This is a genomic window from Clostridium sp. LY3-2 (genome assembly GCF_024705715.1).
Classification (GTDB): domain Bacteria; phylum Bacillota; class Clostridia; order Clostridiales; family Clostridiaceae; genus Clostridium.
This window is the reverse complement of sequence record NZ_JAMDLQ010000034.1, coordinates 30,119-56,086: the sequence shown is the minus strand read 5'-3', so window position 1 is coordinate 56,086 and position 25,968 is coordinate 30,119. Positions and strand designations below refer to the sequence as shown.

The window sequence follows — 25,968 nt, the reverse complement described above, 5'->3', positions numbered from 1 at the left end:
ATGAAAATTATAAATAACTACAGATATAGTGGAGATTTCTTTAAGGGGAATCTTCACACACATACAAAAGAAAGTCCTTGTGGACATTATGATTTAGAAACAATAATAAATATGTATACTAGCTACAAAATGGAATATGATTTTTTAGCTATAACTGACCATTATAGAATTACTGATTTAAGTAAATATAAAAACAGAGACGATATTCTTTTAATAAATGGAGTAGAATTTAAAAAATCTAATCATCAAACTTTAGGTATAAATGTTAAAGAATATTTTGATGATGAATTAAATGATTCAAACCATAATGAACTATTTAAAAAAGTAAATGATTTTGGAGGAATAAATATAATTTGTCATCCTCATATGGGAAAAGAAGATTATTGGACATTTGAAAGATTAAATGAGCTTTATGGATATGTTGGTATAGAAATATTTAATAATAACGTTAGAATGGATTGTAAGGGAAGAGCTACTGCTACTGATTTATGGGATGAACTATTATCAAGTGGTAAAAAAGTATTTGGTTTTGCAAATGATGATATGCATATTTTTTCAAGAGCAGGTGGGGCTTATAACTATGTTTTAGCAGAAGAAAAAAGCATAGAATCTATTTTAAATGCAATTAAAAGAGGAAGTTTTTATGCGTCTTTTGGAGTTAAGGTTAAAAATATTAAAGTAGAAGATAATATAATATCTTTAGAAAAAGGCGATGAGAGAGTTCCTTATGTATTTTTTAAATTTATTTCGAAAAATGGTGAGGTTTTAAAAGAAGAAAAGGGAGTGAAGGCTTCTTACAAAGTTAAAGGAAATGAAGGCTATGTAAGAGTAGAAGTTTATAGGGAAGATGGAGCGCGTGCTTGGCTACAACCTTTCTTCATTGAAAACTAAAAGGAGAATTGTTTTGGATAATAAATATGTATATTTAAATCATTTAAATGTTGCTAGAACCTTTATTGAAGAAGGAAATAAGCTAAAGGGGCTTAAATTTTATAAAAAAGCATATAGTTTTGATTTTGGTAAAAATGATATAGAACTACTTTTAGATATGGCACTTATCTACCACGAATTTAAACAATATAATCTTGCAAAAGAAAAGTATGAGGAAGTTTTAAAATTAGACCCTCTTGAAGAGAGAGCCTTTTACGGTCTTGGAACTTTATATGATGATAATAGAAAATATAATGCTGCAAAAGTTTATTATAAGAAGGCTATAGAATTAAATGAAAATTATGATAAGGCATATTTCTTTTTAGCTAATATCTACGATGAAGAAGGAGATAAAGAAGAGGCAATAAGACTTTATAAAAAGACTTTAGAAATAAATGAAAATGATCTTTGGGCAAATGCTAACCTTTCTTGTATTTATGAAGAAAAACAGGATTATAAAAATGCAAAAATGTATATAGATAATGCACTTAAAATAGATAAAAATAATTTTAGGATTTTATTTAATGCAGGTGTGGTTTATAAAAATTTGGGATATGAAAAAGAAGCTATGGAGTTTTACAGAAAATCAATTTTAAAAAATCAAGAATTCCCATTTAGTTATTTAAATTTAGGCGTTATCTATAGAGAAAGAGAAGATTATAAAACTGCTATAAAAATAATTACAGAAGGAATAAAAAACAACAAAGAAACGGCTTTTCTTTATTATAATAGAGGATGCTTTTATTCTATTATAAAAGAAAAAGAAAATGCTTTTAAAGATATATTAAAAAGTATAGAATTAGATGATTTCTTTATTGAATATATGAAAAAAGATAAAGAACTTGATTCTATAAGAGATTTAAAAGAATATAAACTTTTATTCTTTTAAAATTATAAAGTAGGTGATTTCTTGTCAAACATAAAAAGAATATTTTATATTATAATGGCGATAATTTCATTATTTATTGGAATAATAGGCATAATACTACCAGTTATCCCAGCTTATATATTTTTTGGAATAACAGTATTTTGTTTGATGAGAGTATCAAAGAGGTTTTCAGCTTGGGTAAAAAGTACAAAAATCTATAATGAACATATTAAAAAGTACGTAGATAAATTTATTAATTGGAAAAATAAGAAAAAAGGCGGTCTAAAATAGACTGGCTTTTTTTATTGGTTTAATATTGTGATATAATACTAATTAAAGTTACTTAAAGAAAGAGGAATAATATGAAATCATTAGTTTTAGCAGAAAAACCTTCTGTAGGAAGAGATATAGCAAAAGTTTTAAAATGTAATAAAAATAAAGGTAGTTTTATAGAAGGTGATAAATATATAGTTACTTGGGCCCTTGGACATTTAGTAGGGCTTCAAGACCCAGAAAGATATTCAGATAAATATAAAAAATGGAGTATGGAAACTCTACCTATGCTTCCAAAGCATATGAAAATTGAAGTTTTAAGAAAAACATCAAAACAATATAACGAAGTTAAAAAGCTTTTATTTAGAGAAGATGTAAAAGATATTATAATAGCGACTGATGCCGGTCGTGAAGGGGAATTAGTTGCAAGATGGATCTTAGAAAAAGCACATTCTAATAAGCCTATTAAGAGACTTTGGATTTCATCTCAAACTAATAAAGCGATATTAGATGGATTTAATAATTTAAAAGATGGAAGACTTTATGATAATTTATTTAAAGCTGCAGTATGCAGAGCAGAGGCTGATTGGTTAGTTGGATTAAATGTAACTAGAGGATTAACTTGTAAATACAACGCTCAGCTTTCAGCTGGTAGAGTTCAATCTCCGACTCTAAGCCTTATAGTAAATAGAGAAGATGAAATTAAAAACTTTAAACCAAAAGAGTATCATACTATAAATGTAAAAGCTGATAAATGTAATTTTACTTGGGTAAATAAAGATAATAACGGAAGAATATTTGATTTAGATTTTAGTAAAAGATTAGAAAATAAATTAAAAGGTTCAAATCTTAAAATAGTAAACGTAAATAGCAAGGATAAAAAGGCTTATCCTAAAGCTTTATATGATTTAACTGAACTTCAAAGAGATTGTAATAGAATGTATGGATTTTCAGCAAAACAAACACTTAATGTTATGCAAAGGCTATATGAAAATTATAAGGTTTTAACTTATCCTAGAACTGATTCAAGATTTGTAACTACAGATGTTGTAGGAACTTTAAAAGATAGAGTTAAAGCTGTAGCTATAGGTGAATATAGAGGGATTTGTGAAAATATATTAAAAAAAGATATCAAAGGAAACAAAAGCTTTGTAGATAACTCAAAGGTTTCTGACCACCACGCTATTATTCCAACAGAAGAAAGAGGGAATTTAGCTCTTTTAAGTTTAGATGAAAGAAGAGTATATGATTTAGTAGTTAAAAGATTTTTAAGCCACCTTATGAGTGCATACACTTATGTTGAAACTACTTTAGAAGGTGAAATCAATGGTGAAAGATTAATTGCTAAAGGAAGAGTTGAAAAAGATAAAGGATTTAAAAAGCTTTATGATAAGTCAGAAGAAGAGGATTCTTTAGAAGATATAAAAAATCAGACTTTACCTGTTATAAATAAAGGTGATGAAATAAACGTTAAAGAGATAGAAGTTAAAAAGAATCATACAACTCCACCTTCAAGATTTAACGAAGCTACACTTTTATCAGCTATGGAAAACCCACAAAAATATATAACTGTAGATAAAGAATCAGCAAAAACTCTAAATCAAACTGGAGGGCTTGGAACCGTTGCTACAAGAGCTGATATTATAGAAAAATTATTTAATTCTTTTGTAATTGAAAAAAAGGGTAAAGATATATATCCAACTTCAAAAGGGAAGCAACTTATAGATTTAGTACCAGAAGATTTAAAATCACCACTTCTTACAGCGGAATGGGAAAGAAGACTTGAAGCTATAAGTAAGGGAAAAGAAGATTCAAATATGTTTTTAAAAGAAATAAGAAACTATACAGTTGCTTTAGTTCAAAACATAAAACTTGATGAAAATAAGTTTAAGCATGATAATTTAACAGGTAAAAAATGCCCTGAGTGCGGTAAATACATGCTTGAAGTTAAAGGAAAACAAGGTAAAATGTATGTTTGCCAAGATAGAGAGTGCGGACATAGAGAAAATATTTCAAGAATTACAAATGCAAGATGCCCAGAATGTAAGAAAAAATTAGAACTTAGGGGTTCAGGAGAAGGTAAAATATACGTTTGTCCTGGGGATAACTGTAATTTTAGAGAAAAAGAATCTGTATTTAAAAAGAGATTTGAAAAAAATAGTAAGGTAAACAAAAGAGAAACTAATAAAATAATGCAAAAAATGAAAAAAGAAGCGGAAGCTGATATTAACAATCCGTTTGCTGCTCTTTTAAAAGATTTTAAATAAAATTTTAGACACCAATATAAAATATTGGTGTCTATTTTTACTTTCTTTTATTATTGTTATATAATTTAACTATTTCAAACCAAGATGTTGAAATAAATCCTATAAGCGCGGCTATTAAAAATGAGTTTAAACTTAAATAGGTAGTTTTAAATATTTGGTGAAAGTAAGGTATATATATTATTGACAATAAAATCAATAAAGCGATGCTGTTTATATAAAACCTTGCTTTGTTTTGTTTTTCTTTAAAAATACTAAAGATATATTTAGTATTTGACCTATTAACTAAAACTAAAAATATATTAGCAATTATTAAAACAACTAATGAAAATGTTCTAGAATAGTCTTCACTAGCACCAGAATTTATTAAATAGTAAAAAGGTAAAAATGATGCTAGAAACATAACTGTTCCTTGAATTATAACTTTTATAGCTAAGGGTTTAGTTAATAGTGGTTCATCTTTAGGGCGAGGTGGTTTTTCCATAATATATTCCTCTTTAGGCTCACCTTCAAAAACTATAGAACAAGTAGGGTCTAGGATTAATTCTAAAATAACTATATGAACTGGAAGAAGTATTTGTGGAATATTAAAAATTGGTGCAAACAAAGCTAGCGCCATTATAGGGATGTGGATTACCATAATATAGACCATAGCTTTTCTTATATTATCATAAACTCGTCTTCCATCTTCTATAGAATTTACTATTGTAGTAAAATTATCATCCATTAAAATCATATGAGAAGCTTCTTTTGCAGCCTCTGTTCCTCTTTTTCCCATAGATATACCAATATCAGCATTTTTAAGAGCGGGGGCATCATTAATTCCGTCACCTGTCATAGCGACTACTTCACCATTTTTCTTAAGAGCATTTACAATTCTCATTTTGTGACTTGGAATTACTCTTGAAAATATATTATAATTTTTTACAGCTTCTTCAAGTTCAGAATCACTCATTTTATCTATAATATCGCCGTTTAATGTTTTAGAATTTGAAGAAAGACCAATTTGAGTTCCTATAGAAATTGCGGTTTTTGAATAATCGCCAGTTATCATTATCACTCTAACTGAAGCTTTCTTGCATATTTTTATTGCATCAGTTACAAAAGGCTTTGGAGGATCTTGAAGTCCTATAAGTCCTTTAAATTCTAAATTGTACTCTGAGATATCTTCATTAACTTTCTTTGAATATCCATCGCAAAAGGCTAAAACACGTAATCCTTTCTTTGCCATAGAATCAACATCTTCTAAAATTTTTAATTTTTCTTTTTTATCTAAGTTAGAAATATCTAGCATCTTTTCAGGGGAACCCTTAGATGCTATATAATATCCGCCATCTACTATATACGCATTTGCCATTTTTTTAGTTTTAGAATCAAAAGGATAACTTTTAGTTAGTTTTAAAGAATAAAAATCATCTAAATCAGTAATTTCTTTTGAAAAGTTAATTATTGCTTTTTCCATTGGGTCATAAGGATTTCTTTCAGAGGATAAGACTAATAATTTTATAAAATCTAAATCATTAACAGTATTTAAAGGAATGTTATTAAAATTTTGATAAACTGAAGTTACACTCATTTTATTTTGAGTTATAGTCCCTGTTTTATCAACGCAAAGAACTGTAGTAGAACCTAATGTTTCAACTGCTGGAATTTTTCTAATTAAGGTATTTTTTTTAGCTAGCCTGAAAGCTCCAAGTGAAAGGAATACAGTTAAAACTACAGGGAATTCTTCGGGTATTATAGCCATTGCAAGGGTAATGCCAGATAATATGCTTTTTATAATGTTATTAGTGTAAAGAAATGAAAATATAATAACAGAAATACATAAAATAAGACCTAAGATTGCAAGGTTTTTAACAAGTTTTGATACCTTGTTTTGTAGGGGAGTTTTTGATTCTTTAGTCATACTTATAGCTAGTCCTATTTTTCCATACTCAGTATCTTGTCCAATTTTTTCTACCTTAGCTATAGAACTTCCGAAAGTAGCTAAGGTACCTGCATAAAGTAAGTATTTTTTAAAGTGATTATTATCTTTTATTGATTTAGATTTTGGTGTTTTAAATACAGGTATGCTTTCTCCAGTTAATGATGATTCATCTACAGAAAAGTTTGAAGCTTCTAAAACAGAACAATCAGCTGGAATTCTATCACCCTCAGTTAAATAGATAATATCACCTGGTAATAGCTCTGTACTATTTATTTTAAATTTTTTACTATTTCTAATTACAGTTACTTTAGGTGATGTTAAATCTTTTAAAGCCTCCATAGTTTTTTCAGTTTTCCATTCTTGAACAAAAGTTATAGTAGCTATAAAAGAAATAAATATAAACATAATTAAAGCTTCTCTAGGCTCGCCTAAAATAAGATAAATAAGGGAAGTGAAAACTAAAAGTAAAAACATAGGCTCCTTAAAAACACTTAAAAACTTTTTAAAAGGGTTTATCTTAGTGGTTTTAATAAGTTCATTATATCCATATTTTCTTCTTAATTTAGATATTTCTTCATCATTTAATCCGGTATAGTTAATCATAAAAAGTTCCTCCTATTCTCAATTAATAATTTTATAATAATTATAATATGCTTATAATCCAATAATGTCAACAAAAATTCATTAGAACATATTATCAATTGATAATAAAATCTAACTATATTTAAAACTTTACAATTTGTTTAAATAGGTTAATTGTAAATATGTTAACAGAAAGGTATAATTTGTATGTATAAAAGAAAAAGGGGAGTTAATGATGAAATTACAAAAAGATTTACCAACTATTTTTAACGAGTTTGGAGAGGTAAGAAGAAATGGTTTTATAAAAGCTAAAGAGCTTAAAGATCAAGGAGTTCCGCTTATTGGAGTTTTTTGTACTTATTTTCCACAAGAATTAGCCTTAGCTTTTGGCGCACAAACGGTATCGCTTTGTGCAAGTTCTGATGAAACTATAAGTGATGCAGAAAAGGATTTACCAAGAAATTTATGTCCATTAATTAAGTCAAGTTATGGATTTGGTAAAACTGACAAATGTCCATATTTTTATTTTTCAGATTTAGTTGTAGGAGAAACAACTTGTGATGGAAAGAAAAAAATGTATGAGTATATGAAAGAATTTAAACCTGTTTCTATTATGGAACTTCCAAACAGCCAAAGCGAAGAAGGATTAAAACTTTGGAAAAATGAAATCGTTAAGATGAAAGAAACTTTAGAAGGAATGTTTAATGTTAAAATATCAGATGATGATATTAAAAGAGCAATAAAAATTAAAAATAATGAAAGAAGAGCAGTAAAGAAATTTTACGAACTTGGAAAAAAGGATCCTGTAGTTTTAAAGGGTGAAGATATTTTTAAAGTTTTAAATGGGACTACATTTAGCTTTGATAGAGAAAGTATTCCAAAACAAATGGAAGAATTAATTGAAAAGATAGAAAAAGAGAGTATAAAAAATAAATATCCTAAAAAACCAAGAATATTAATAACAGGATGCCCTTTAGGAACTGCTACAGAAAAAGTTATTAAAGCTATTGAAGACAATGGTGCATATGTAGTTGCTTTTGAAAATTGTAGTGGTGCAAAAGCTGTAGAGGATTTAGTATCAGAAGAAAATCCAGATGTTTTTGAAGCTTTAGCTGAAAAATATTTAAAAATTGGATGTTCTTGTATGACACCAAACCCAAACAGAATAAAATTATTAGATAAAATGATAGATGAATATAAAGTAGATGCAGTTATAGATGTTATATTAACAGCATGCCATACTTATAACGTTGAGACACTTTCTATTAAGAGATTTGTAAATGATAAGAAAGAAAAGCCATATATGAGTATTGAAACTGATTTTTCTACGTCAGATATAGGTCAACTTAATACAAGGATGGCAGCTTTTATTGAAATGCTTTAGGAGAAAAATTAATGTATACTATAGGAATTGATTCAGGGTCTACAACAACAAAAGGAGTACTTTTTGATGGAGAAAAGATTATAAAAAAAGTAATCATAAAAACTAACGCAAAGCCAAAGGAAAGTTTAAATAAAGTTTACGACATGCTCTATAGAGAAGGTGTAAAATACACTGTAACAACTGGTTATGGAAGAAACCTTCTTGAAAGATCGGATAAGTCAGTTACAGAAATAACTTGTCACGCAAGAGGTGCAAACTTTCTAAATCCAAATATAAGAACAGTAATAGATATAGGTGGACAAGACTCAAAAGCAATACTACTTGATAGAGATAAAAATGTAGTAGATTTTCTTATGAATGATAAATGCGCAGCTGGAACCGGAAGGTTTATAGAAGTTATGATGAGAATTTTAGAAGAAGATATAGAAAATCTAGATGTTTTTACTTTAAATAAAAAACCTGTAAATATAACAAGTATGTGTACTGTCTTTGCTGAAAGTGAAATAATAAGTTTGCTTTCAGAAGATAAAGAAAGAGGGGATATAGCCCTTGGGGTTATTAATTCTATCTCTAAAAGAACGGCTAATTTTGTAAGTAGATTAAATATAGAAGGCGATGTATTCTTTAGTGGAGGTCTATCAAAATACGAAATATTTAGAAAAACATTAGAAGAAAACTTAAAAATGAATGTTGTAACAGATGATGCGGCTCAATTTGCTGGTGCTATCGGCGCAGCTGTCATAGGATATAGAAAGATAAAAAATGCTTAGGAAAGTTCCTAAGCATTTTTTAAAAATAAATTATTTATTTTTTCTAAGTTTTTTAAACAAGCATTATAACCATCAGTATAAGCTTTTTCTAATTTAGTTATATCTTTTTCAAAACTTTCAATAGCTTCTTCTTCTTGAGGTCTTATAATAATAGCCTTCCCTAAACTTTCAAGTTCTTCGCAGAATTTAACTGTATCGTTATACATTTTATGTCTATTTAAAAATGAATCTTTAAGTTTTGGATATTTTCTTCCAACTATTTTAGACGCTAAAACATTACTTTTGCCTAAAGTTTTTCTATAACTTTTAGGTCTTGTTAAGATAATTAGGTGTTTGTCATTTCCGTCTTCTATAGCTTTCTTTATTGGGATTGGATCTAAAAGTCCACCGTCGTAATAATCATTACCATTTATTTTAATTGCAGGGAAAAATAAAGGGATTGCGCAAGTAGCTCTTAAAGCCATATTTTTATCATCTCTTATTTTACCGTCTAAATATTCAGTTTTTCCAGTTTTTGCATTAGTAACACCAACTAAAACTCTTCCCTTATAATTTTCTAGAGCGTCAAAATCATAAGGGGAAAGTTTGTTTGGTAATTCATCAAATACAAAATCTAAACCAAATATACTTTTGCATTTTAAAAAATTTCTAAATCCTAAATATCTTTTATCATTCCTATATTTTTTTAGTATTTCTAGATTTCTACCTTTTTGATTAGAAAAATAAGAAAACCCATTTGTAATACCTGCAGAAACTCCAATACAATAAGGAAAAGTTATATTATTATCAATTAAGGCGTCCATAACTCCAGCGCTAAATATAGGTCTAAGAGTTCCGCCTTCTAAAACTAAGCTAACCATACTACCTCCAAAAAATTTATTATAAAATAAAGTATAGACATATTTATTTAAAAATACAATTAATTTATTATTAACTATCTAAAAATGATGCTATAATAAAATATATTAATTAATAGAGAATATTGGAGGAATTATGTTAGTAATATTATCACCTGCAAAGAAGATGGAATTAAAAAGTATAGATAAAAATATAGAATCAAGTTATCCTTTGTTTATAAAAGAAGCAAAGAAATTAAATGATGAACTTAAAAAGCTAAATCCTGATGAATTGGCTAAATATATGAAAATTTCTGATAGCATAGTAAATGAAGTATTTAAACATATTCATAATTTTGATGGGGATGAAAATACTTTCAGCGCAGCATTTGGTTATAATGGGGAGGCTTTTAGAGGTCTTAATATAGAATCTTATAATAAAGAAGATTTAGAATATGCAAATAGTCATTTAAGGATATTATCAGGACTTTATGGAGTTTTAAGACCTTTAGATAAAATTAAAGAATATAGATTAGAAATGGGACTTAAGTATAATTTTCTAGAAGATGAAAGTTTATATAAATACTGGGGCGATAAAATAAATAAATGCTTACTTTTTGATATTAAAAAAACTGAAAGTGATATTTTAGTTAATTTAGCTTCTAAAGAATATTCTAAAAGTGCTAAATTAGGTAATTTAAAAAATATAAAGGTTGTAGAACCTGTATTTAAGGAATTTAAAAATGGAAAATATAAAGTAGTCACAGTCCATGCAAAAAGAGCTAGAGGGCTTATGACTACTTATATTATTAAAAATAGAATAAAAGATATTGAATCTTTAAAAAAATTCGATTTAGAAGGTTATGTATACAGGGAAGATTTAAGTTCTTCTAAAGAACTAGTCTTTACTTTAAATTAGTTTTTTTACTATTATCTCTACCTTTTTTTAATTTCTTATAATTATTAAACATCATAAGAACTACTATTAATAAAGGAATTGCGATAACTAAATATAATAAAAATTTCATTAATTCTCACTCTTTTCTAATAAAGTTTATATACTAAATTGTACATTAATATTATAATATATAGAGTATACTATAATAAAGGATTTTAAAGGAGATACTTATGGAGATAATTATTATATTAAATATAATTATAATTATAGCTATGCTTATATTATTTTTTAAAGCTATGAATATATTTAAAAAAGCAGTAGAAGAAACAGACGAAGAAAAGGTAGAAGTTTTACATAAAAGTGCAAAAAAATATATGAAAATTTCAATATGTCTTGCACCTTTAAGTTTTATAATAACTTCATTTTTACTATTTGGTAGATAGAAAAATTACTTTATTAGCTACATAAAGCTAATAAAGTAATTTTTTTTATTATAAATAGGGCAAAATGGTGTTAAAATAATATTAATAGAATAAATATTATTAAAGGTATAAATAAGGGGTGAGGATATGAAAAAAGTATTGGTGTTTGGTGGGACAAGATTCTTTGGTAAGGAGTTAGTTAAAGACTTATTACTTATAGGTGATGACGTTACAATATTTACAAGAGGTAATGTGTATGATGAGTTTAATGATAGTGTAAAAAGGCTAAAGGGTGATAAAAATTCTATTGATGATTTAAAAAATGCCTTAGAAGGTAAAGAATATGATGTTGTCTATGACACTATTTCATATAGTCCAAGCGACGCTAAAAGAGTTATAGAAGTTTTAAAAGGAAAAACGAAAAAGTATATAGTAATATCTTCTGCTGCCGTTTATGATAAAGGTGAAAATCTAAATGAAAGAGACTTTAATCCTCTTAAGTACGATATAAAACTAGGAGAAAGAGAAGAGTTTTCTTACAAAGAAGGGAAAAGGCTAATGGAATCTTATCTTTTTAAAAATGCACCTTTTAAAGTAATGGCTGTTAGATTTCCAGTTGTAATTGGAAAAGATGATTACACAAATAGGCTTAAAACATATGTTGAAAATGTATGTGATGGAGTAGAAATTGGAACTACTAATATAAAACAAAAAATGAATATAATAAGTCAAGGAGAAGCTGGGGTATTTTTAACTTGGCTTAGAGATTTAGATATTACAGGACCTATAAATGCAACTTGTACTGGAGATGTTTCCCTTGAAGAAATATTAGATATAATTTATGACGAGACATCAAAAGATTATAAGATATCAAAAGAAGAAAATAATAAAACTTCGCCGTATAATGATTATTTAGGTTTAACTATTAGTAATTTAAATATTAAAGAACTCGGTGGATATTTCTTTAAAAATGCAAAAGGTGAATTAGTAGAAAATATTAAAAGATATGCAAAGGAGAAAAAATAAAATGAAAGATACATTTACATTTAATTTAGAAGAGAGTATGGATAACCTTTATAAAGGAGGAGCATTTCTAACGGCGTCAAAAGATGGAAAAGTTAATACTATGACGATTTCTTGGGGTAGTGTTGGATATATGTTTAGAAAACCTGTATTTATGGCTTTAGTTAGGGATTCAAGATATACTAACGAATTTTTAAAAGATGGAGAAGAATTTACAATAAGTATTCCAAAGGAAGATGATAACTTAAAAAAAGCACTTAGTATTTGTGGAACTATTTCAGGAAGAGATAAAGATAAAGAAATCGAAGCGAATATTAAATTCAAAAAATCTAAAAAAATAAATGCTCCGGTAGTAGAAGGATGTTTTAAATATTACGAGTGCAAGATAATATTTAAATCAGTTGTAGATTTAGAAAGTTTAGATAAGGAAATAAAAGAAGCTATATATAAAGGAGAAACTAAAGGACATAACCTATACTTTGGTGAAATAATAGAAACTTATTAAAACGTGCATTTAGCACGTTTTTTTTTATAAAGTGAAAGCATTAGTAACTTATGTGTAAATGTTATCATATAATAAACTAAAAAAACAAAGAGGAGATTACTATGGGATATATAGGATTATTAGTAGTAGGTTTGGTTTTAATTTTAGTATCACTATTTGTATTTTTTAGTAGATTAAACTTTTATAAAAATGGAAAAAGGATAGTTGGAGAAATAATCGATATAAAAGAATATGATGAACCTATAGTAGATAAATATCACGATGTAACTTTTGTTAAAATATATAAGCCTGTAATTAAATTTATATCAGAGGAAGAGGAAATAACATTTATTTCAGATGATGAATTTGGAAATGATGAAATAAAATTAGGAGATAAAATTACTGTAGTTTACGATAAAGGAAGAAGAAAAGGTATATTTTTAGATAGAAAAATAGACTTTTTAAAATTCCCTTTATATATTTTCTTAATAGCTATACTTTTTCTAAGTTTTTCGTTAACATTATACCTTTTATAGCTAAATACCACTTAATACCATACACAATTTAAAAACAATATAGTATAATAATTTAAAAAAGAACAAGCCCATATATATCTGATAATACGGTTCAGATGTTTCTACGAAAAAACCTTAAATTTTTTAACTATGGGTAAATCAAAGTCTTATTTATTATTAAAGCTAGAGTTGATTTACCTATAAATCGGCTAGTTTTTTTATATAACTTTTTAGGAGGACTTTGATGAAAAACAAACTAGAGAAATTTTTCAAATTAAAAGAAAATAAAACTGACGTAAAGACAGAAGTTATAGGTGGTTTAACAACATTTGTAACTTTTGCTTATGCACTTCTTGTTATTCCAAACATCTTAAAGATGGGTGGTATGAATGCACAAGGGTTAAAAGGGGATGCAGCTTTAAATTTATCTATGTCAACTGATCCTATAATAGCTTCGGCTTTTGCATCAGTTTGTATTGCAGCGGCTGTTGGAACTCTTATTATGGCTTTAAGAGCTAATTTACCCTTTGTATTAGCACCAGGCCTTGGACTTGTTTCATTCTTTTCTTATAATATTTGTTTAAAACTTAATTTTACATGGCAAGAAGGTCTTGCAGCTGTATTTATTTCAGGAATTTTATTTATAATAATAACTTTAACATCTATTAGAGAAAAGATAGTTTCAGCTATTCCACAAAACTTAAAGTATGCAATAACAGCTGGAATTGGATTATTTATATCATTAATAGGACTTAAAAGTGGTGGGTTAGTAGTTGCAAGCCCAGGAACTCTTGTAGCTTTTGGAGATTTTAAAGATAAGGCAGTAATTTTAACAATAATCGGACTTGTTATTGGAATTGTATTAATGGCAAGAAAAGTAACAGGTGCTATGTTAATTAGTATAATAATAACTACTTTAATAGGAATTCCTATGGGAGTTACTAATCTTCAAGGTATGCATATATTTTCAATGCCAACTATAGGAGATACTTTTTTTGCAATGGATATAAAAGGTTTATTAACTAGTAATGGTGATGGAGTTTTAGGTGCATTATTAACGGTATTTATGGTTGTAATAACTTTAAGCTTAGTAGATTTATTTGATACGATAGGAACTTTACTTGGAACTGCGCAAAGTTCTGGTATGCTTACAGAAGATGGTGATGTAAAAAATTTAAGAAAAGCACTTGAATCTGATGCAGTTGGTACAACTTGCGGTGCAGTTCTTGGAACTACAACCTTAGCAACTGTTGTTGAATCAGCAGCTGGAATATCAGCTGGTGCAAGAACAGGATTATCAAACATAGTTGTTTCGATAATGCTTGTATTATCATTATTCTTTAGTGGAGTTGTTGGAATAGTTCCACAAAGTGCTACTGCTCCAGCTTTAGTTATCGTTGGAATTTTAATGATGGGAGCTGTTTCAGAAATAGATTTTAGTGATTTTACAGAAGCGGTACCTGCATTTTTCACAATAGCTATGATGCCATTTACTTATTCAATTGCAAATGGTATTGCAGTTGGTATGATATTTTATCCTATAGTTAAAATAGCAACTGGTAAAGGTAAAGAGGTACATAAAATACTTTATGTATTCGCATTATTATTTATTTTAAGATTTATTTTAATGCCAGATTAATTTAAGATATAAAAAAAGAGAAGGGAGACCTTCTCTTTTTTATATCTTAAAATTTATTTAATTAGCATATTTTGAATTTTAGCTTTTAGAAAAATAACTAAAGAGAGGATAAAAAATAAAAGTTAATGAAAAATATTAAGTAAATAGAAAGTAGAAAATGAAAAAAATATTCCATTGAAATGTGTAAACAAGCAACTTTAGGGAAGATATTAAATTATTAAGAAAAAATAAATAAGTTTGAATATCAAAATATTTTATTGACAAAACACTTTGAATACATTATAGTTTGATTATCAAAAGATTTGATTTATAAAATATTTGACATGGATTGAATTATCAGGTGAAAGGAATTATTATTATAATTAGCTTATTAAATGAACAAAATGGAGGACTTATTTAAAATGGAAAAGAAGAAACAGATATTAAATGAATTATTAGTGCAAATATTTAACGATATACTTCAAATCGAAGAGCAAGCATTAAAGCAAGGGGTTTTAAACGATTTGTCAGTTACTGAGATTCACACTTTAGATGCAATTGGTATGTATTCTGAAAAAACTATGTCAGAAGTTGCTCAAACTTTAAAAATAACAGTAGGAACACTTACAACTGCAATAAACAAACTTATTAAAAAAGGTTATGTTGAAAGAAAGAGAATTGAGGAAGATAGAAGAGTCGTGTTAATAAAACTTACTAAAAGAGGCAAGCTTGCTTATAGATTGCATGAAAAGTTTCATAACGATATGATCAATGCAACTATAGAAGGATTATCACCTGAGGAAGAAAAAGTCCTAATATCATCACTTGAAAGATTAAATGAATTCTTTAAAGTCGAGTATAATTTAAAAGATTAAGGAGAAAAAATATGAAAGAAGTAAAGATAAGTAGCATAGGCGCATATTTACCTCCCAAAATCGTAACAAATAACGATTTGAGTGAACTTGTAGAAACTAACGATCAATGGATAGTTGAAAGAACTGGAATTAGTGAAAGAAGAGTTTCAACTGGTGAAAATACTTCAAACATTGCACTTGAAGCTTCTAAGATAGCTTTAGAAAGAGCAAATGTTAAAGGAGAAGATATTGATTTAATTATAGTAGCTACAATCACTCCTGACTCATTTACACCTTCTGTTGCGTGTATGGTCCAAAAAGAAATAGGAGCAAAAAAAGCAACTGCTTTTGATATAAATGCTGCTTGTACTGGATTTATTTATGCATTAGAAGTATGTATGGGTTTACTAAAGAGTGGAAAGTATAATAAAGCATTAGTAGTTGGTGCAGAAACTCTTTCTAAAATAGTAGACTGGACTGATAGAAGAACTTGTATTTTATTTGGAGACGGTGGAGGAGCTTGCGTAGTAGAAGCAATAGCTAGTGATGAAAAAGGTATAATAAATACATTTACTATATCAGATGGCGAAAAGGGTGATGCTTTAGTATCAAAGGCTATTGATGTAATAAATCCATTTGTTAAAGATAAAGAAATAAAAAATAAATATATACAAATGAATGGGCAAGAGGTATTTAAATTTGCAACTCGCGCTATGGTAGATTCTATAATTAACGTCCTTAAAGATACTGGAGTAGACATTTCTGATATAAAATATGTTATTCCACATCAAGCAAACGTTAGAATTATTGAATATGCAGCTAAGAAACTTAATTTAGATAAAGAAAAGTTTTATATAAATTTAGAAAAAGTAGGTAATACATCATCAGCATCAGTGCCAATTGCACTAAATGACTGTTTTGAAAAAGGATTACTAAAAAAAGGTGACAAAATCATATTAGTTGGTTTTGGTGGAGGATTAACTTGTGGTTCAATCCTAGTAGAATGGTAAAAAAGCTAAGAAGGCTTTAAACATAAAAAAAAATTTAAATTTTTTGGAGGTAACAAAAATGATATTTGAAGAAATAAGAGACGTAGTATGTGAGCAATTAGGAGTAGAGGAAAGTGAAGTAACTCTTGAAACAACATTTGAAGACTTAGGAGCAGATTCATTAGATTTATTCCAAGTTGTTATAGAAATAGAAGAAAAATACGGAATACAATTAGAAAATGCTGAAAATATTAAGAGTGTAAAAGATGCTGTAGATTACGTTAAAGCACAAAAAGGCGAGTAATTATAGATCTTTTAAAATATTTAAAAATCGGGCTCTTAAAGAACCCGATTTTAATTATATTTTTAAGTAATTTTAGGAGGAACTTTTATGAAAAATAGAGTTTGTGAAATGTTAAATATAGAACATCCAGTGCTGCAAGGGGGGATGGCATGGATTGCAGATGCATCACTTGCAGCAGGAGTAAGCGAAGCTGGAGGGCTAGGACTAATAACAGGTACAGCTCCAATTGAATGGATAAGAGATGAGATAAGAAAAGCAAAAAAATTAACTAATAAACCTTTTGGAGTGAACATAATGCTTATGTCACCTCATGTTGACGAAGTAGCAAAATTAGTTTGTGATGAAAAAGTTCCTGTAGTAACAACTGGAGCTGGAAGCCCAGGAAAGTATATGGAGATGTGGAAATCACACGGAATAAAAGTAATACCGGTTGTTGCATCAGTGGCACTAGCTAAAAGGATGGAAAAGTCTGGTGCAGACGCAATAATAGCAGAAGGAACTGAATCAGGTGGGCACGTTGGACAGTTAACAACTATGTCTTTAATCCCTCAAGTTGTAGATTCTGTAGATATACCAGTTATAGCAGCTGGCGGAATAGCAGATGGAAGAGGCGTTGCTGCATCTTTTATGCTAGGCGCAGAAGGGGTTCAACTTGGAACTAGATTTTTAGTTGCAAAAGAATGTACTGTTCATCAAAACTACAAAGATAAGGTTTTAAAAGCGAAGGATATAGATACTGATGTTACTGGTAGAGCAACTGGTCATCCGGTAAGAGTATTAAAAAATAAATTATCAAGAGAATTCCAAAAACGTGAAAAAAGTGGTGCTTCAGTTGATGAACTTGAAGAACTTGGAAAAGGAACTTTGCCACTTGCAGCAGTAACTGGAGATATTGTAAATGGGTCTGTTATGGCAGGGCAAATAGCAGGACTTGTAACTAAAGAAGAATCTTGCAAAGAAATAATAGAAGATTTAATAAATGGAGCTAAAAAGGTTATAGATAATTTTGGAGGGTTAGATGATTAAAGATAATGTAGCATTTTTATTTGTAGGTCAAGGAAGTCAAGAAATAGGAATGGGAAAAGATTTTTATGAAAGCATTCCAAGATGTAAAGAAATATTTTTAAAGTCTAGTGAAATATTAAATATGGATATGGAATCCTTAATGTTTAACGGGACAGATGAAGAACTTAAAAAAACTGAAAATGCACAGCCAGCAATTCTTTTAGCATCACTCCTTGCTTTAGAAGGATTAAAAGAAGCTGGGATTTATGGAAAGTATACAGCGGGGCTAAGCCTTGGTGAATATGGTGCTTTAATTTATGGTGGCGCGATTTCTTTTGAAGATGGTTTAAAACTTGTAAAAGAAAGAGGAAAAATTATGGGAAGTTCTCTTCCTAAAGGCCTTGGAAAAATGGCAGCTATCCTTAAATTAAATGAAGAGAAAACAAAGGAATTATTAAATAGATGTAGTGAATTTGGAATTATTCAAGGGGCAAATTATAATTGCCCAGGCCAAGTTGTGGTATCAGGTGAAAATAAACCTGTAGAAGAAAGTATTAAGATAGCTAAAGAACTTGGAGGTATGGGAATATTACTTAACGTAAGTGGACCTTTTCATAGCACACTTTTAGAAGATGCTAGTTTTGATTTTATGAAAGAATTAGAAAAAGTAGATTTTAAAGATGAAGATAAAGTTATTTATTCAAACGTTAAAGGGTTACCATATGAAAAAGGTGACGATAAAAGAGAATTATTAAAAAATCATATAAAAAGTGCTGTCTTATTTGAAAAAACTATTAAAGATATGCTAGATAAAGGTGTCGATACGTTTATAGAAATCGGACCTGGAAAAACTTTAAAAGGTTTTGTAAAAAAAATCGATAGAAAAGCAAAAGTATTTAATGTTTATGATGTAGATTCTTTAAATGAATGTATAAATGCATTTAAAGAATAATAATAGGAGGGTTATATGTTAAAAGATAAATGTTCTGTAGTTACAGGAGCTTCAAGAGGTATTGGAAGGGCTATAGCTAAAAGATTAGCAAAGGCAGGTTCAAATATTGTTTTAAATTATAGAAGTAGTGAAAAAGAAGCTTCAGAATTAAAAAGTGAATTAGAAGATATGAACGTAGAAGTTCTTGTATATAAATGTGATATTCAAAATATAAATGAAGTATCAGAAATGCTTAAAGCAGCAAAAGAAAAGTTTGGAAAAATTGATATTATGGTAAATAATGCTGGAATAACAAAAGATACTTTACTTTTAAGAATGAAACAAGAAGATTTTGATAGTGTTATAGATGTAAATTTAAAGGGAGTATTTAATTGTTTAAAAGAAATTACTCCAATAATGGTTAGACAAAAGGGTGGAAAGATTATAAATCTTTCATCTGTAATTGGACTAATTGGAAATGCAGGTCAAGTAAATTATGCGGCATCAAAAGCTGGTGTAATTGGAATGACAAAGTCATTAGCAAAGGAAGTTGGAAGTAGAGGGATTACTGTAAATGCAGTAGCACCTGGATTTATTCAAACAGATATGACTAATGATTTAAATGATAAATATAAAGATGAAATTAAGAAAAATATACCACTTAGAAGATTAGGAGAAGCGGAAGATGTTGCAAACTTAGTAGCATTTTTAGCTTCAGAAGAGTCATCATATATAACAGGTCAAGTTATAAATGTAGATGGCGGAATGGTAATGTAGAGGTGAAATGATGAATAGAAGAGTTGTAGTTACAGGAATGGGAGCATTAACTCCTATAGGAAATAATGTAAGTGATTTTTGGAATAATGCAAAAGCTGGTAAGTTAGGAATAGATTACGTTACCTTAGTAGACAAAGACGAAGTTTCAGTTAAAATAGCTGGAGAAGTTAAAGATTTTGATCCAACAGAATATTTAGATAGAAAAGAAAGTAAAAGATTAGATAGATTTTGTCAATTTGCTTTAGTTTCAGCTAAGGAAGCTATAAAATCAGCTAATTTAGATTTAGATAATATGGATAAAGAAAGAATAGGGGTTATTGTAGGGTCTGGTATTGGTGGATTTCAAACTATAGAAACAGAAATATCTAAAATGGCAAGCGGAAGCTCAAGAAGAGTTTCACCATTTTTTATTCCTATGGCAATAATAAATATGGCAGCTGGAAATATCTCTATTAAATATGGGTTAAAAGGACCTTCAACATCAGTAGTTACAGCTTGTGCTACAGGTACAAACTCAATAGGTGAGGCCTTTAGACAAATTAAGCATGGTTATGCAGATGTCATGTTAGCTGGAGGAGTTGAAGCTCCAATAACTAAAATAGGTATAGAAGGTTTTGCAAGCTTAAAAGCATTAAATTCTTCAAACGATCCTAAGAGAGCATCTATTCCTTTTGATAAAGAAAGAAGTGGATTTGTTATGGGAGAAGGTGCTGGAATTCTTGTTTTAGAATCTTTAGAATCTGCTAAAAAAAGAGGAGCTAAAATTTTAGCTGAGGTTGTTGGATATGGAAGTACTTGTGATGCATACCATATAACTTCACCAGACCCAGATGGAGAAGGTGCAGCAAGGGCTATGCTTGAAGCTATAAACGAAGCAAATATAGAAAAAGAAGAAGTTTCTTATATTAATGCACACGGAACATCAACTCCATTAAACGATAAATTTGAAACGGCTGCAATTAAAAAAGCATTTGGTGAATATGCTTTTAAAATTCCTGTTTCATCAACAAAATCGATGACAGGACATTTACTTGGGGCAGCAGGTGCTATTGAAGCGATAATTTGCGTAGAATCACTTTTAGAGAACTTTGTTCCACCTACTATTGGTTTAGAAAAAAAAGATGAAGACTGCGATTTAGATTATGTAAGCACAGGCGGAAGAGATGAAGAAGTTAATTATGCTTTAACAAACTCATTAGGTTTTGGTGGACACAATGCTACTTTACTATTTAAAAAGTGGAGCGAAAACTAGGAGGATTTAAAAATGAATATAAATGAAGTAAAAGAATTAATTAATCTTATAAATGATTCAGATTTAGCATATTTTGAATTAAACAATTCAGAAATATCATTAAAAATGGATAAATCAATGGATAGAAGTGAAAGTTTTAAAGAAGTTAAAAATTTAGATCTTCCTTTAGTTAAAACAAAGGATAAAGTTTTAAATGAAGTAAAGGAAGTTAAAGCAAATGATAGCACTCCTAAAGAAGAAAAAGGCGGAAAAATAATAACTTCACCTATGGTTGGAACTTTTTATGCAAAAGCATCTCCAGACTCTGATCCATTTGTAACTTTAGGGGCTAACGTAAATAAAGGTGATGTTATCTGTATTATTGAAGCTATGAAACTTATGAATGAAATAGAAAGTGAAAGTAATGGAAAGATTACTGAAGTTTTAATTAAAGATGGTGACATGGTTGAGTTTGGAACTCCACTTTTTAGAATCGAGGAGGTTTAGAAAATGTTAAATATTAAAGAGATTAAAGAAATATTACCACATAGATATCCATTTCTTTTAGTAGATAGAATAACTGAACTTACTAAAGAAAAAGTTGTAGGTTATAAGAATGTAACAATAAATGATAATTTTTTTCAAGGACATTTTCCAGAAGAACCTGTAATGCCTGGAGTTTTAATTCTTGAAGCTATAGCACAAGTAGGTGCAGTTGCGATTCTTAGCAAGGAAGAATTTAAAGGAAAAATACCTTTCTTTGCTGGAGCAGATAAGGTTAAATTTAGAAAACCTGTAGTTCCAGGAGATAAATTAGAACTTAGCTGTGAAATAGTTAAACTAAGAGGAAAAATAGGCATAGGAAATGGTGTAGCAACTGTAGATGGTAAAAAAGTTTGCGAAGCTCAAATTATGTTTGCAATAGGATAGGTGAAAATTATGTTTAAAAAGGTACTAATAGCAAATAGAGGTGAAATAGCAGTTAGAATAATAAGAGCTTGTAGAGAACTTGGAATTCAAACTGTAGCTGTTTATTCTGATATAGACAAAGAAGCACTTCATACACAAATAGCTGATGAGGCTGTATGTATAGGAGGAGCTCTTGCAAAAGATAGTTATTTAAATATAACTAATATACTTAGCGCATGTGTTCTTACAGGTGCCGATGCAATTCATCCTGGATTTGGCTTTCTATCTGAAAATGCTAAATTTTCTAAGATGTGCAAGGAATGTAATATTAAATTTATAGGACCAGATTTTCAGTCAATTGAACTTATGGGTAATAAAGCACATGCTAGAGAAGTAATGAAGAAAGCAGATGTACCAGTAGTACCAGGGTTTGAAGGGACTATTGAAAGTGAAGAACATGCTCTAGATATAGCAAAGGAAATCGGATATCCAGTTATGATAAAGGCAGCAGCAGGTGGAGGCGGTAAAGGAATCAGAATCGCTAAAGATGATGCAGAATTTTTAAAGGGATATAAAACTGCAAAAGCAGAATCAAGTGCATGTTTTGGGGATGACACTTTATATATTGAGAAGTTCGTAGAAGAACCAAGACATATAGAATTTCAAATATTAGCAGATGAATATGGGAATGTAATACATTTAGGGGAGAGAGAATGTTCTCTTCAAAGAAAAAACCAAAAAGTTTTAGAAGAAGCACCATCTTCAGTTTTAAACGAAAAAACTAGAGAAGAGATGGGCGAGATTGCAAAGAGAGCAGCAAAAGCTGTTAATTATAAAAATGCAGGAACAATAGAGTTTTTATTTGATAAAAACAACAACTACTACTTCATGGAAATGAATACTAGAATTCAAGTTGAACATCCTATAACAGAGATGATAACAGGTGTAGATATTGTTAAAGAGCAAATAAAAATTTCAAGTGGAGAAAAATTAAAGCTAACTCAAGATGACATTAAAATAACTGGTCATGCAATTGAGTGTAGAATTAATGCAGAAGACCCGTTTAATGATTTTAGACCTTGTCCTGGTGTAATAGATGAACTTTATTTACCAGGAGGGCTTGGAATTAGATTAGATTCAGCTGTTTATTGTGGATATAAAATTCCTCACTGTTATGATTCTATGATAGCAAAACTTATAGCCTACGGAGAAAATAGAGAAGAAGCTATAATTAAAATGAAGAGAGCCCTTAGTGAATTTGGTGTAGGCGGAGTTAAAACTAATATAGAGTTTCAATACTGGATTTTAGAACTAGAAGAATTCTTAAGAGGAGATTACGATACCTCTTTTTTAGGAAAGAAGTTGGTGACTAGAAATGCTTAAAGATTTGTTTTCAAAAAAGAAAAAATATGCAACCATAAAAGGTAATAGTGAATCTTTAGAAAATAAACCAAATATTCCGTCTGGTATGTGGACTAAGTGTGAAGATTGCCATTCTATTATTTATCATGAGGATTTAGTAAGTAATAATTATGTTTGCAAAAAATGCAATTATCACTTTAAACTTAGAGCAAAAGAAAGAATAAATTTATTTTTTGATAAGGATAAATTCACAGAATATGATAGATATTTAAGAACTAAAAATCCTTTAGAATTTGAAGGATACGAAGAAAAGATAACTAAGGCTTTAAAAAGCACAGATAGCCTAGAAGGTGTTATAACAGGAGTTTCTTTTATAAATGGAATAAAGGTATGTACTGCTGTTATGGATAGTTATTTTATGATGGGAAGTATGGGAACTGTTGTAGGAGAAAAGATAACTAGGATAGTAGAACTTGCAACTAAAGAAGAACTTCCTTTAATCATATTTACAACATCAGGAGGTGCTAGAATGCAAGAGGGAATACTTTCTCTTATGCAAATGGCAAAAGTTAGTGCTGCACTAGCAAGGCATAGTGACAAAGGTTTATTAAATATAACTATTCTAACTCATCCTACAACAGGAGGAGTAACGGCATCTTTTGCTATGGAAGGTGATATTATTTTAAGTGAACCTAGAGCTTTAGTTGGGTTTGCAGGAAGAAGAGTTATAGAAAACACAATAAAAGAGACTCTTCCAGATGACTTTCAAACTGCGGAGTTCTTACTTCAAAAAGGATTTGTAGATAAAATAGTAGATAGAAATAATTTAAGAACTTATGTATATAAAATATTAAAAATACATGGGGGATGCGGATATGAATAGAGCAAGAATTAAAACAATTTCTTCATTTGAAAAAGTTAATGTTGCAAGACATAAAGATAGACCAACTGGAAAATTCTATATAGATAATATAATAGAAGATTTTATAGAGTTTCATGGCGATAGGAATTTTGGTGACGATAAGGCTATTGTAGGTGGAATTGGAATGTTTAATAAAATTCCAGTTACTGTTATTGCAATAACCAAAGGATCAAACACTAAAGAAAATATAGAACGTAATTTTGGAATGCCAAGACCAGAAGGTTATAGAAAAGCTTTAAGGCTTATGAAGCAAGCAGAAAAATTCAAAAGACCTGTTATATGTTTTATTGATACTCCAGGTGCTTTTTGCGGAGTAGATGCTGAAGAAAGAGGTCAAGGTGCGGCTATTGCAACTAACCTTTTTGAAATGAGTAAGTTAAAAACTCAAATAATATCAGTTATAACAGGAGAAGGTGGAAGTGGAGGAGCTTTAGCATTAGCAGTAGGTGATTCTATTGGAATGCTTGAACACTCAGTATACTCAATTTTATCGCCTGAAGGATTTGCATCTATCTTATGGAAAGATGGAACAAGAGTAAAAGAAGCTAGTGAAGTTATGAAAATAACAGCTCAAGACTTGATCAATTTTAAAGTTATAGATTTTATAGTAAAAGAGCCAAATGGAGGAGCGCATAAAAATCCTTTAAAAATGGTAACAGCTTTAAAAAAATCATTATCTTTAGAATTAGAAAAATTAAAAAATAAACCATTAGATGATTTATTAGAAGAAAGATATAAAAAGTATAGAAATTACGGAAGTGATTTTTAAAGAGTGAGGTATCCCCTCACTCTTTTTATATAAATTAATAAAGTGTAAATATGTTTATGTTTAACATAGAATAAATATTAGAAATATTATATAATAAAAAGAAACTATTTATTATTGAGGATGATTAATTAAATGGATATTGAGCTGAAAGAGAAAGTAAAAGTATATATTGAGTTTTTATATGAATTTAAAAAGAACATGAGATGTGATAAAAAAGAAATAGCATCACTTGGTGCATTAATTTCATCAGAAACTAATGAGTCTTTAGATTTTAAAAAGGTAAAAGAAATTAGAAAATATATCAAAGGAAAGACTAAATTTAATTCTCCATTTAGAGGGGAATTTTCTAAAGTATTTTCTACTATAATGAATGATAGAGAAGATTACAAAGAAGTTTTTAATAATACTAGATATATTTATGATATGTTACTTCTTGAAGGAATAACACCTTGTCAAAAACTAATTTATGCTTCATTTTTATTATCAAAGCGTGTTAAAGAAGATGAATTAAAAGACTCTTTAGAAAGGTTTAAAAAGATATTATCTAAAGTGTCAGAAATAGATAATTTAAATGACTTTAAAAAAGATTACCTATTAATTTCGTATCTTTCTTTAATGCAAGATTCTTTTATAGATATTTATGAAAACGTGAAATTAATAGATAAATGTTTTGATTTAGCAAACATCAAAGATGTCAGTGATTCAGAATTATTTTATTATACTTTACTTATCTCAGAAGAGGACCCTTCAAAATTAGAAGGGGAGTTATTAGAAAGTAAAATAGAAAAAGCATTAAGAATTAAGTGTTTACTTATGAGAGACGATGTTTCCTTTGATAATTATATATACGCCTTAATAGGTCTTGCATCTAACTTTATAAAAGATGAGGATGTTTTCGTAAAAGGAGTTAACAGTATATATAATACGCTCTCGGAAAGTAAAAGGTATAGAAAATTTAAAGTTAATGAAACGCAAACTTTTAAAACTGCTTTAAATATAGTTTTAGAAAGATATGTTGAGTATATTAAAGGTGACATAATAGATATAGAATTTAACAGTGAAAGTTATATTAGGATAATTGAAGAATATGTAATGCTATCTATTGGCATTAAGTAATTGGA

At 28.8% G+C, this 25,968-nt stretch carries 28 protein-coding genes and 1 riboswitch; of the genes, 25 read left to right on the top strand and 3 right to left on the bottom strand.

Annotated features, from left to right (window positions below; translation table 11 throughout):
* The 4 genes from M4I33_RS11520 (at nucleotide 1) to M4I33_RS11505 (ending at nucleotide 4,338) form a co-directional block, all read left to right on the top strand.
* The gene (locus M4I33_RS11520; RefSeq protein ID WP_257916925.1) at nucleotides 1-891 is read left to right on the top strand and encodes a hypothetical protein; all 891 of its coding nucleotides are present in this window, start codon (nucleotides 1-3) and stop codon (nucleotides 889-891) included.
* A gap of 13 nt (nucleotides 892-904) precedes the next feature.
* The gene (locus tag M4I33_RS11515; protein ID WP_257916924.1) at nucleotides 905-1,819 is read left to right on the top strand and encodes a lipopolysaccharide assembly protein LapB; all 915 of its coding nucleotides are present in this window, start codon (nucleotides 905-907) and stop codon (nucleotides 1,817-1,819) included.
* A 21-nt stretch (nucleotides 1,820-1,840) separates the two neighbouring features.
* Nucleotides 1,841-2,089 carry a DUF454 family protein gene (locus tag M4I33_RS11510; RefSeq protein WP_257916923.1) on the top strand — a complete coding sequence of 83 codons (249 nt, stop codon included), beginning with the start codon at nucleotides 1,841-1,843 and terminating at the stop codon, nucleotides 2,087-2,089.
* Nucleotides 2,090-2,160: 71 nt separating this feature from the next.
* Nucleotides 2,161-4,338, top strand: coding sequence for a DNA topoisomerase III (locus M4I33_RS11505; RefSeq protein WP_257916922.1), 2,178 nt, complete (start codon nucleotides 2,161-2,163; stop codon nucleotides 4,336-4,338).
* A 37-nt stretch (nucleotides 4,339-4,375) separates the two neighbouring features.
* On the opposite strand, the gene M4I33_RS11500 is transcribed toward M4I33_RS11505, so the two are convergent.
* Nucleotides 4,376-6,865 (bottom strand): cation-translocating P-type ATPase, encoded by a 2,490-nt coding sequence (locus tag M4I33_RS11500; protein ID WP_257916921.1) that lies wholly within the window; start codon nucleotides 6,863-6,865, stop codon nucleotides 4,376-4,378.
* A gap of 214 nt (nucleotides 6,866-7,079) precedes the next feature.
* Here M4I33_RS11500 and M4I33_RS11495 point away from each other — a divergent pair, with 214 nt between their 5' ends.
* Together M4I33_RS11495 and M4I33_RS11490 are read left to right on the top strand one after the other, a co-directional pair.
* Entirely contained in the window at nucleotides 7,080-8,228 is a 1,149-nt protein-coding gene (locus tag M4I33_RS11495) for a double-cubane-cluster-containing anaerobic reductase (RefSeq protein ID WP_257916920.1), read from the top strand.
* A gap of 11 nt (nucleotides 8,229-8,239) precedes the next feature.
* Nucleotides 8,240-8,998 (top strand): acyl-CoA dehydratase activase, encoded by a 759-nt coding sequence (locus tag M4I33_RS11490; RefSeq protein WP_257916919.1) that lies wholly within the window; start codon nucleotides 8,240-8,242, stop codon nucleotides 8,996-8,998.
* Nucleotides 8,999-9,006: 8 nt separating this feature from the next.
* Here the strand turns inward: M4I33_RS11490 and M4I33_RS11485 are convergent, their stop codons facing one another.
* Nucleotides 9,007-9,858: a patatin family protein gene (locus tag M4I33_RS11485; protein WP_257916918.1), complete on the bottom strand. Its 852-nt coding sequence runs from the start codon at nucleotides 9,856-9,858 to the stop codon at nucleotides 9,007-9,009.
* A gap of 133 nt (nucleotides 9,859-9,991) precedes the next feature.
* Here M4I33_RS11485 and yaaA point away from each other — a divergent pair, with 133 nt between their 5' ends.
* Complete coding sequence (yaaA, locus tag M4I33_RS11480) at nucleotides 9,992-10,753, top strand: peroxide stress protein YaaA (protein WP_257916917.1); 762 nt, start codon at nucleotides 9,992-9,994, stop codon at nucleotides 10,751-10,753.
* On the opposite strand, the gene M4I33_RS11475 is transcribed toward yaaA, so the two are convergent.
* Nucleotides 10,740-10,862: a hypothetical protein gene (locus tag M4I33_RS11475; protein WP_257916916.1), complete on the bottom strand. Its 123-nt coding sequence runs from the start codon at nucleotides 10,860-10,862 to the stop codon at nucleotides 10,740-10,742. The genes yaaA and M4I33_RS11475 overlap by 14 nt on opposite strands.
* A gap of 100 nt (nucleotides 10,863-10,962) precedes the next feature.
* Between M4I33_RS11475 and M4I33_RS11470 the strand changes: the two genes are divergently transcribed.
* From M4I33_RS11470 to M4I33_RS11385, 18 genes are all read left to right on the top strand, one after another.
* On the top strand, nucleotides 10,963-11,175 hold the full coding sequence (locus M4I33_RS11470) for a hypothetical protein (RefSeq protein ID WP_257916915.1): 213 nt from the start codon (nucleotides 10,963-10,965) through the stop codon (nucleotides 11,173-11,175).
* Between the two features lie 126 nt (nucleotides 11,176-11,301).
* Nucleotides 11,302-12,180, top strand: coding sequence for an NAD-dependent epimerase/dehydratase family protein (locus M4I33_RS11465; RefSeq protein ID WP_257916914.1), 879 nt, complete (start codon nucleotides 11,302-11,304; stop codon nucleotides 12,178-12,180).
* Nucleotide 12,181: 1 nt separating this feature from the next.
* Nucleotides 12,182-12,682 (top strand): flavin reductase family protein, encoded by a 501-nt coding sequence (locus M4I33_RS11460; RefSeq protein ID WP_257916913.1) that lies wholly within the window; start codon nucleotides 12,182-12,184, stop codon nucleotides 12,680-12,682.
* 101 nt (nucleotides 12,683-12,783) lie between these two features.
* Nucleotides 12,784-13,197, top strand: coding sequence for a DUF3592 domain-containing protein (locus M4I33_RS11455; protein WP_257916912.1), 414 nt, complete (start codon nucleotides 12,784-12,786; stop codon nucleotides 13,195-13,197).
* 48 nt (nucleotides 13,198-13,245) lie between these two features.
* Nucleotides 13,246-13,347: riboswitch (purine riboswitch) on the top strand.
* A gap of 73 nt (nucleotides 13,348-13,420) precedes the next feature.
* Entirely contained in the window at nucleotides 13,421-14,815 is a 1,395-nt protein-coding gene (locus tag M4I33_RS11450; protein ID WP_257916911.1) for an NCS2 family permease, read from the top strand.
* Nucleotides 14,816-15,216: 401 nt separating this feature from the next.
* On the top strand, nucleotides 15,217-15,669 hold the full coding sequence (locus tag M4I33_RS11445) for a MarR family winged helix-turn-helix transcriptional regulator (RefSeq protein ID WP_194190208.1): 453 nt from the start codon (nucleotides 15,217-15,219) through the stop codon (nucleotides 15,667-15,669).
* An 11-nt stretch (nucleotides 15,670-15,680) separates the two neighbouring features.
* Nucleotides 15,681-16,658, top strand: coding sequence for a beta-ketoacyl-ACP synthase III (locus tag M4I33_RS11440; protein WP_257916910.1), 978 nt, complete (start codon nucleotides 15,681-15,683; stop codon nucleotides 16,656-16,658).
* Between the two features lie 58 nt (nucleotides 16,659-16,716).
* On the top strand, nucleotides 16,717-16,941 hold the full coding sequence (gene acpP / locus M4I33_RS11435) for an acyl carrier protein (RefSeq protein ID WP_257916909.1): 225 nt from the start codon (nucleotides 16,717-16,719) through the stop codon (nucleotides 16,939-16,941).
* A gap of 87 nt (nucleotides 16,942-17,028) precedes the next feature.
* The gene (gene fabK / locus M4I33_RS11430) at nucleotides 17,029-17,967 is read left to right on the top strand and encodes an enoyl-[acyl-carrier-protein] reductase FabK (protein ID WP_257916908.1); all 939 of its coding nucleotides are present in this window, start codon (nucleotides 17,029-17,031) and stop codon (nucleotides 17,965-17,967) included.
* Nucleotides 17,960-18,898: an ACP S-malonyltransferase gene (fabD, locus tag M4I33_RS11425; protein ID WP_257916907.1), complete on the top strand. Its 939-nt coding sequence runs from the start codon at nucleotides 17,960-17,962 to the stop codon at nucleotides 18,896-18,898. Before fabK ends, fabD begins: the two co-directional genes overlap by 8 nt.
* Before the next feature lie 15 nt (nucleotides 18,899-18,913).
* Nucleotides 18,914-19,654, top strand: coding sequence for a 3-oxoacyl-[acyl-carrier-protein] reductase (gene fabG, locus M4I33_RS11420; protein ID WP_257916906.1), 741 nt, complete (start codon nucleotides 18,914-18,916; stop codon nucleotides 19,652-19,654).
* 10 nt (nucleotides 19,655-19,664) lie between these two features.
* A complete protein-coding gene (gene fabF, locus M4I33_RS11415) occupies nucleotides 19,665-20,906 on the top strand; it encodes a beta-ketoacyl-ACP synthase II (RefSeq protein ID WP_257916905.1) in 1,242 nt (413 codons plus the stop codon).
* A gap of 12 nt (nucleotides 20,907-20,918) precedes the next feature.
* Nucleotides 20,919-21,392 (top strand): acetyl-CoA carboxylase biotin carboxyl carrier protein, encoded by a 474-nt coding sequence (gene accB, locus M4I33_RS11410; RefSeq protein WP_257916904.1) that lies wholly within the window; start codon nucleotides 20,919-20,921, stop codon nucleotides 21,390-21,392.
* A 3-nt stretch (nucleotides 21,393-21,395) separates the two neighbouring features.
* The gene (gene fabZ / locus M4I33_RS11405) at nucleotides 21,396-21,815 is read left to right on the top strand and encodes a 3-hydroxyacyl-ACP dehydratase FabZ (protein WP_257916903.1); all 420 of its coding nucleotides are present in this window, start codon (nucleotides 21,396-21,398) and stop codon (nucleotides 21,813-21,815) included.
* Between the two features lie 9 nt (nucleotides 21,816-21,824).
* Nucleotides 21,825-23,177 (top strand): acetyl-CoA carboxylase biotin carboxylase subunit, encoded by a 1,353-nt coding sequence (locus tag M4I33_RS11400; RefSeq protein ID WP_257916902.1) that lies wholly within the window; start codon nucleotides 21,825-21,827, stop codon nucleotides 23,175-23,177.
* Nucleotides 23,170-24,039 (top strand): acetyl-CoA carboxylase, carboxyltransferase subunit beta, encoded by an 870-nt coding sequence (accD, locus tag M4I33_RS11395; protein ID WP_257916901.1) that lies wholly within the window; start codon nucleotides 23,170-23,172, stop codon nucleotides 24,037-24,039. Before M4I33_RS11400 ends, accD begins: the two co-directional genes overlap by 8 nt.
* Nucleotides 24,032-24,847 (top strand): acetyl-CoA carboxylase carboxyltransferase subunit alpha, encoded by an 816-nt coding sequence (locus tag M4I33_RS11390; protein WP_257916900.1) that lies wholly within the window; start codon nucleotides 24,032-24,034, stop codon nucleotides 24,845-24,847. The genes accD and M4I33_RS11390 overlap by 8 nt, the downstream gene beginning before the upstream one ends.
* Nucleotides 24,848-24,979: 132 nt before the next feature.
* Entirely contained in the window at nucleotides 24,980-25,963 is a 984-nt protein-coding gene (locus M4I33_RS11385; RefSeq protein ID WP_257916899.1) for a DUF4003 domain-containing protein, read from the top strand.
* Nucleotides 25,964-25,968 lie beyond the last annotated feature (5 nt).

Coding starts and splice junctions, on each gene's coding strand:
- M4I33_RS11520 (WP_257916925.1), top strand. CDS start 1: ATGAAAATTATAAATAACTACAGATATAGTGGAGATTTCTTTAAGGGG.
- M4I33_RS11505 (WP_257916922.1), top strand. CDS start 2,161: ATGAAATCATTAGTTTTAGCAGAAAAACCTTCTGTAGGAAGAGATATA.
- M4I33_RS11500 (WP_257916921.1), bottom strand. CDS start 6,865: ATGATTAACTATACCGGATTAAATGATGAAGAAATATCTAAATTAAGA.
- M4I33_RS11495 (WP_257916920.1), top strand. CDS start 7,080: ATGAAATTACAAAAAGATTTACCAACTATTTTTAACGAGTTTGGAGAG.
- M4I33_RS11490 (WP_257916919.1), top strand. CDS start 8,240: ATGTATACTATAGGAATTGATTCAGGGTCTACAACAACAAAAGGAGTA.
- M4I33_RS11485 (WP_257916918.1), bottom strand. CDS start 9,858: ATGGTTAGCTTAGTTTTAGAAGGCGGAACTCTTAGACCTATATTTAGC.
- yaaA (WP_257916917.1), top strand. CDS start 9,992: ATGTTAGTAATATTATCACCTGCAAAGAAGATGGAATTAAAAAGTATA.
- M4I33_RS11475 (WP_257916916.1), bottom strand. CDS start 10,862: ATGAAATTTTTATTATATTTAGTTATCGCAATTCCTTTATTAATAGTA.
- M4I33_RS11470 (WP_257916915.1), top strand. CDS start 10,963: ATGGAGATAATTATTATATTAAATATAATTATAATTATAGCTATGCTT.
- M4I33_RS11465 (WP_257916914.1), top strand. CDS start 11,302: ATGAAAAAAGTATTGGTGTTTGGTGGGACAAGATTCTTTGGTAAGGAG.
- M4I33_RS11460 (WP_257916913.1), top strand. CDS start 12,182: ATGAAAGATACATTTACATTTAATTTAGAAGAGAGTATGGATAACCTT.
- M4I33_RS11455 (WP_257916912.1), top strand. CDS start 12,784: ATGGGATATATAGGATTATTAGTAGTAGGTTTGGTTTTAATTTTAGTA.
- M4I33_RS11450 (WP_257916911.1), top strand. CDS start 13,421: ATGAAAAACAAACTAGAGAAATTTTTCAAATTAAAAGAAAATAAAACT.
- M4I33_RS11445 (WP_194190208.1), top strand. CDS start 15,217: ATGGAAAAGAAGAAACAGATATTAAATGAATTATTAGTGCAAATATTT.
- M4I33_RS11440 (WP_257916910.1), top strand. CDS start 15,681: ATGAAAGAAGTAAAGATAAGTAGCATAGGCGCATATTTACCTCCCAAA.
- acpP (WP_257916909.1), top strand. CDS start 16,717: ATGATATTTGAAGAAATAAGAGACGTAGTATGTGAGCAATTAGGAGTA.
- fabK (WP_257916908.1), top strand. CDS start 17,029: ATGAAAAATAGAGTTTGTGAAATGTTAAATATAGAACATCCAGTGCTG.
- fabD (WP_257916907.1), top strand. CDS start 17,960: ATGATTAAAGATAATGTAGCATTTTTATTTGTAGGTCAAGGAAGTCAA.
- fabG (WP_257916906.1), top strand. CDS start 18,914: ATGTTAAAAGATAAATGTTCTGTAGTTACAGGAGCTTCAAGAGGTATT.
- fabF (WP_257916905.1), top strand. CDS start 19,665: ATGAATAGAAGAGTTGTAGTTACAGGAATGGGAGCATTAACTCCTATA.
- accB (WP_257916904.1), top strand. CDS start 20,919: ATGAATATAAATGAAGTAAAAGAATTAATTAATCTTATAAATGATTCA.
- fabZ (WP_257916903.1), top strand. CDS start 21,396: ATGTTAAATATTAAAGAGATTAAAGAAATATTACCACATAGATATCCA.
- M4I33_RS11400 (WP_257916902.1), top strand. CDS start 21,825: ATGTTTAAAAAGGTACTAATAGCAAATAGAGGTGAAATAGCAGTTAGA.
- accD (WP_257916901.1), top strand. CDS start 23,170: ATGCTTAAAGATTTGTTTTCAAAAAAGAAAAAATATGCAACCATAAAA.
- M4I33_RS11390 (WP_257916900.1), top strand. CDS start 24,032: ATGAATAGAGCAAGAATTAAAACAATTTCTTCATTTGAAAAAGTTAAT.
- M4I33_RS11385 (WP_257916899.1), top strand. CDS start 24,980: ATGGATATTGAGCTGAAAGAGAAAGTAAAAGTATATATTGAGTTTTTA.